At 55.5% G+C, this 6,110-nt stretch carries 3 protein-coding genes and 1 pseudogene; 3 read left to right on the top strand and 1 reads right to left on the bottom strand.

Annotation, left to right across the window (positions count from 1 at the left end):
* Positions 1–96: 96 nt before the first annotated feature.
* Positions 97–1,848: an ABC transporter substrate-binding protein gene (locus WC184_11210; protein ID MFA7478440.1), complete on the bottom strand. Its 1,752-nt coding sequence runs from the start codon at positions 1,846–1,848 to the stop codon at positions 97–99.
* A 269-nt stretch (positions 1,849–2,117) separates the two neighbouring features.
* On the opposite strand from WC184_11210, the gene WC184_11205 reads away from it, so the two are divergent.
* The 3 genes and pseudogenes from WC184_11205 to guaA all read left to right on the top strand — a co-directional run bounded on the left by WC184_11205 (position 2,118) and on the right by guaA (position 6,109).
* Positions 2,118–3,281, top strand: a complete 1,164-nt coding sequence (locus WC184_11205; GenBank protein MFA7478439.1) for a GuaB3 family IMP dehydrogenase-related protein — start codon at positions 2,118–2,120, stop codon at positions 3,279–3,281.
* A 27-nt stretch (positions 3,282–3,308) separates the two neighbouring features.
* A complete protein-coding gene (gene guaB, locus WC184_11200) occupies positions 3,309–4,805 on the top strand; it encodes an IMP dehydrogenase (protein MFA7478438.1) in 1,497 nt (498 codons plus the stop codon).
* Between the two features lie 311 nt (positions 4,806–5,116).
* A pseudogene (gene guaA, locus WC184_11195) lies at positions 5,117–6,109 on the top strand (glutamine-hydrolyzing GMP synthase).
* The last annotated feature ends 1 nt before the right edge of the window (position 6,110 follow it).

The raw sequence follows: 6,110 nt of genomic DNA, 5'->3' as shown, positions 1-6,110 counted from the left end.
TAAAAGGAAAAAAGAACCGGAGAGAGGGAGAAAAAAAAAGGGGGGGGCGGCCGTTCCCCGGCTTCCACCGCCTTAAGGTGAATCAGCTTCTATAGCTTATTTTTCCATCCAAACTTCGGTGAGGAAGGTCCTGGCGTCGGGGGTACCTCCCCCTTGAATACCACCGGGGATGGTCCAACCGGAAAGGTTGCGGACCTTTTGGGCGCTGAATATCGCCGTAGCGGTAGCGCCAGTCCAGGTGTTCGGAACATTCTCAGCGAATTCCAGCATGATGTTCTCAACCGCGTTGTAACGGGTTTGGAAGTCAGTGTTAGAACGCAAGATTTCCAGTTGTTCCTTGACGTTGTCGCTGGTGTAGTTGGTCACGTTACCAGGGGCAAACTCGTCTTCGAACTGGGTTGATAGCTCGGTGTAGGGGTCATTTTGTGACCCTAAGCGCCAGCAAGCGGCCTGATAGTCACCCACAAATGGGGGGGTGGTATCAGCAGAACCCACCGCCTTGGTGATGTGGGTGGCTTGTTCTAGACCGTTGTAGGTGGTTTCAATGCCAACGGCTTCCCACATGGCTTGATAGCCCTGTGACACTGCCATCAAGCTTGGGTCTGGTGGGCAGTTGAACACAAATGTAATCGGGTCACCAACGGGCTTGCCATCGGAGCGCTCTGGGTCGTTCTTGTATTCCTCAACCAGGGCACGCGCGGCTTCTGGGTCATTGGTGGGCCAAGCGTCGGCTACCTTTTGTGAATACCAAGGCGAATCCGAGCTGAAGTACTGACTTTGCGCGGGACTGATGCCTTCGCCACCCAGAATCTTCACCAGTGCCTCTTGATCGAGGGCGAACGCCATGGCGCGGCGCACACGCACGTCGTCGGTGGGCGGAACCGAGGTGTTGATAATGGCGCTACCACTGTTGTTACCAACATAGAGATAGGCCTTCACATTGCCAGCCGACTCAGCGGCCATGACTTGTTGCACAGCACTTTGACGCAAAGTGTGTCCAGCTTGAGCATCACCGGCTAGAACCGCTGCTACACGCGAATCTTCATCGGGGGTGGGACGGAAAACAACCTCGTCGAGATATGGCAATTGATTGCCGTTCTCGTCGGTACGCCAATAGTTCTCATTTCGAGTGGCGCGCAACTCAAAGTCACGGGTCCAGCTTTGGAACACGAAAGGTCCGGTACCTACTGGCTTGGAACCACAGTCATCACCAGCGGCGCGACAGGCTTCGACCGAGAAGGGCCACCCCATGGGGCCTTGAAGGTGGTCAACGAATGCGGCCGAACCTTCCTTAAGGACATAGGTGTAGGTGAGGGGGCCATCAACGCGTACCTCTTCAACCTGTTGGGCCGTGGCGAAGGTGTTGGCACCTTCTACCGAAAGGTATTCATCGAAGATGGTCTTCATGACCTCGGCGGTCAGATCAGTTCCGTCGTGAAACTTAACGTTTTCGGGCAGGGTAATAGTCCACTCGGTGAGATCATCGTTGGTTTCGATGCTCTCGGCCAGGTATGGATAGATATCGCCATCGGCGCCACGAGCTGCGATTGGATCGTAAATAGAACGCGCCACGATGTAACCAGAGCTAGAGAACGAACCTCCGCCTGGGGTCCAGGTGGCAGTTTCGGCCTCGAGGGCAATAACCAAGGTGCCGCCAGTAGTCACCTCTTCAACATCAGCAACGGCTGTGGTACTAGTGATAGGACTATCACCGCCAGGCTTGGTGCCGCCATCAGAGTTGCTGTCTTTGTCATCGCTGCCACAGGCTGTAGCAACGAGACCCAATGCCAAAAAGGCTGCAAGCAGGCGCGCTATCGGACGTCGCCGCCGCATGGAGGGTGAGCTCATTAAGTTCTCCAAAGCTGTAAATCAAGGGGGGAAAGGCCGCGGTTCTGTCACAACGTTGGCCAAAATGGGCGTAGCAATGGGCTAGGACCAAGCCTTAACTCTTACCGTTACAGCGTGAAGCGTCAACTCGATTTTACGTTGTACAAGGCTTCCTTCTAATGAGGCGGACCTCCGTTTGCCGCAAAACCCCCGTAGCAGGCTACCTTTAGGAGCGGTCCGAGGGCTACGATTCTTCTTTAACCGGCAACAAAACCACGCTAGGAGGCCTGGTGGCGGATATTGAGATCGGGCTGGGAAAAACGGCCCGCCGCGGCTACTCCCTCGACGACATATCTATCGTGCCAAGCCGTCGGACCCGCGACCCTCACGACGTCGATATTGCTTGGGAACTCGACGGAATTCGTTTCGAACTACCACTTCTGGCTTCGCCAATGGACGGTGTGGTTAGCCCCGATACGGCTATTGCTATTGGCCGTTTGGGCGGTATTGGGGTTTTGAACCTGGAGGGAATCTGGACTCGTTACGACGACCCCGAACCTTTATTGGATGAAATTGCGACCCTGGGCGAGCAAGAGGCCATTGCCCGCCTGCAAGAAATTTACGCCGCACCAATTCGTCCCGAACTAATTGTCGAACGCATTGATCAAATTAGTGAAGCCGGTGTCATGGTGGGCGCAGCGGTAAGCCCCCAGCGCATCGAGTCGCTGATGCCGACAATTCGCGAATCGGCATTGAACCTTTTGGTAATTCAAGGCACCGTGGTTTCAGCCGAGCATTTAACCTCCGCCGAAGAACCGCTGAACCTGAAACAGTTCGTACGCCAAGTTGATCTGCCAGTGGTGGTAGGAGGCTGTGCCAGCTATAGCGCAGCGTTGCACTTAATGCGCACAGGGGCGGCAGCGGTTTTGGTGGGTGTCGGTGCTGGCGAATCGTCAACAGCTCGCGGCGTGCTCGGTTTAGGTGCCCCGCAAGCCACGGCAATAGCCGACGTTCGCGCCGCACGAATGCGCCATCTTGATGAAACTGGTGTTTACGTGCACATCATTGCCGATGGTGGCATGGCTACCGGCGGCGACATAGCGAAAGCCGTTGCGTGTGGTGCTGATGCTGTGATGATTGGTTCACCATTAGCGGCCGCCACCAATGCTCCGGGGCGGGGTTTTCACTGGGGTTTGGCAGCCGTTAACGAAGAGCTTCCTCAGGGGACTCGGGTTTCGGTGCCGGCGCGGGCCTCGCTAGAAGAGATTCTGGTGGGACCGGCCCACCGAAGTGACGGCCGTACCAACCTTTTTGGAGGGCTTCGCGCTTCGATGGCAGCGTGCGGCTACAAGACATTAAAAGATTTCCAAAAAGCAGAAGTGGTCTTAGCGCCTGCCGTTCGTAGTGAAGGCAAGTCTTTACAGCTCGCTCAACATGTTGGTATGGGTGCTTGATGCTTCTTCCCCGACATACACTGACCTATGGCTACTGAGACCAACCACCACCAGTCCTTTGACGAAAAGTTTGGTCGCGAAGGGCTTACTTACGATGATGTGCTGCTACTACCAGCGGCCTCCGACGTTTTGCCTGGCGACGCCGACACATCAACTCAATTAACTAAAAACATTACGATGTCCATACCGTTGTTATCGGCGGCTATGGACACCGTTACTGAGTCGCGTATGGCCATTGCAATGGCCCGACACGGTGGTCTAGGTGTAATCCACCGCAACCTGTCGATCGAAGATCAAGCTAGTGAAGTTGATCGTGTGAAACGCTCTGAATCCGGCATGATCGCCGACCCGGTGACGGTACCGCCTAGCGCCACTATTGCTGAGGCCATGGCGGTAATGGACGAATTCCACATCTCAGGGGTGCCGGTTACTGATCCGACTTCGGGCAAATTGGTCGGCATTGTGACCAACCGAGACTTGCGTTTCATTGAACCTTCCGACGATCTGGTAACCACCGCCATGACCTCGGAGAACCTCGTTACCGGTCCTATGGGCATCACCCTTGAAGACGCACAGGTAATTTTAGGTCGCCACCGGATTGAGAAGCTGCCCATCGTTGATGCCAATGGTGTGCTTAAGGGCCTGATCACGGTCAAAGACATCCAAAAGCGCATCGAATACCCCAACGCCACTAAAGACGAGCTTGGTCGATTGCGAGTCGCGGCCGCCGTAGGCACCGGGCCCGATGCCTTCGAGCGTGTAGGTGCCTTAGTTGATCGAGGTGTGGACGTGGTGGTGGTTGATACTGCGCATGGCCATGCTTCTTCGGTGATCGACACTATTGGCAAAATTCGCGCCAATTGGAACGTGGCACTGGTAGCTGGAAACGTGGCCACTGCCGATGGTGCTAAAGCGCTCATTGACGCTGGCGTTGACGCCATAAAGGTCGGTATTGGACCCGGGTCTATTTGTACCACCCGAGTAGTGGCGGGCATTGGGGTGCCGCAGATCACCGCCATTTACGACTGCGCCACCGTGGCCGACCAAGCCGGCGTTCCAATCATCGCCGATGGTGGGGTGCAGTATTCAGGCGATCTTGCCAAGGCAATTGCCGCTGGTGCTGACACCGTCATGCTAGGTAACGCTTTAGCTGGGGTGGACGAATCGCCAGGCGACATTGTGGTTGCCCAAGGCGAGCGCTACAAGGAATACCGAGGCATGGGATCGATGGGTGCCATGCAAGGTCGATCATTCTCCAAAGATCGCTATTTCCAAGGCGGAGTGGAAAGCGGCAAGGTGGTGCCGGAAGGAATTGAAGGCCGCGTGCCTTACAAGGGGCCTATCGCCAACGTCTTGCACCAATACATCGGTGGTTTGCGTCAATCAATGGGTTATTGCGGTGCTCCGACCGTGGAAGATCTAAAGCGCAACGGTCAATTCATTCGAATCACTGGTGCTAGCTTGCGAGAAAGCCATCCCCACGACGTCATTATTACGAAAGAAGCGCCGAACTACCGCTTATGACACCTTCTTACCCGCAATACGATTCGGTACTTGTTGTTGAACTGGGTTCGCCACACACCCAATTAGTGGCTCGCTGCGTTCGTAACGCCAAGGTTTTTAGCGCTGTTATACCCCCTCCGGAAAGCTTAGGGTCGTTGGCTGCTCTGGCACCGAAAGCAGTCATTCTAAGTGGCGAAGTACCGAACGATTGGCTGATGTTGGCTGACCTTGGGGTAGCGGTCTTGAACCTGGCCGAGCAGCCTTTCTTCCAGACAGCTTCGGCGGAGCATGCGGCGGCGACCGCTGAATTCGAAGCTGAGCTTCAGGCACACATCGAAACGTTTCTGTTCCAAGAAGCGGGTTGTCGACCGGAATGGATCGCCAAGAACATCATCAATACCGAAATTGAAGCCATCAGCGCGCAGGTCGGTTCGTCTCGTGTGATCTGTGCACTTTCTGGTGGTGTCGACTCGGCAGTCGCGGCGGCGCTGGTACATCAAGCAGTCGGCCCGCAGCTGACGTGTGTGTACGTGGACACCGGGTTGATGCGTGAGGGCGAATCCGACCAGGTGGTTGAAACGTTTCAACGCAACCAAGGTATTGAGCTTCAACACGTCCGTGCCGCTGACCGTTTTTACGCGGCTTTGGAAGGTGTGACCGAGCCCGAAACGAAACGCAAGATAATTGGCGAGCTGTTCATTCGAATTTTTGAAGAAGCTGCCGGTGGTGTTGAAGATGCCAAATTCTTGGTGCAGGGGACGGTTTATCCCGACGTTATCGAGTCGGGAAGTGGCAGCGGTGCCAAAGTAAAATCGCATCACAATGTGGGCGGTCTGCCCGAGGATATCGACTTCGAACTGGTTGAACCTCTGCGCTGGTTGTTCAAAGATGAGGTTCGGGCTGTTGGGACCGAGCTTGGCTTGCCCGATGAGATTGTGTGGCGCCAGCCGTTTCCAGGCCCAGGTTTGGGCGTAAGGATTGTGGGTGAAGTCACCCAAGAACGCGCTGACATGTTGCGCTCAGCTGATGCCATAGTGCGTGAGGTTGTTAAAGACGCGGGCCTTGAACGCGAGATTTGGCAGGCCTTCGCTGTGCTTCTGGCCGATGTGCGTTCGGTTGGCATGACGAACGACGAACGAACCTATGGACATCCGATAGTGATTCGAGCTGTGACCAGCAGCGATGCGATGCGAGCAGCGTGGGTTCCCTTGGCGCCCGAGTTGCTAGCTCAAATGTCGAATCGCATCACCGCCGAGGTACCTGGCGTGAACCGAGTAGTTTATGACATTACGCCTAAGCCGCCCGGCACCATTGAATGGGAATAAG

The organism is Acidimicrobiia bacterium (genome assembly GCA_041676705.1).
GTDB lineage: Bacteria > Actinomycetota > Acidimicrobiia > Acidimicrobiales > SKKL01 > Actinomarinicola.
The sequence above is the reverse complement of the archived record's forward strand: the minus strand, read 5'-3'. Positions and strand labels throughout refer to the sequence as shown.

Excerpts from the sequence above, each read along its gene's own strand:
- WC184_11210 (MFA7478440.1), bottom strand. The coding sequence starts at position 1,848 with ATGAGCTCACCCTCCATGCGGCGGCGACGTCCGATAGCGCGCCTGCTT.
- guaB (MFA7478438.1), top strand. The coding sequence starts at position 3,309 with ATGGCTACTGAGACCAACCACCACCAGTCCTTTGACGAAAAGTTTGGT.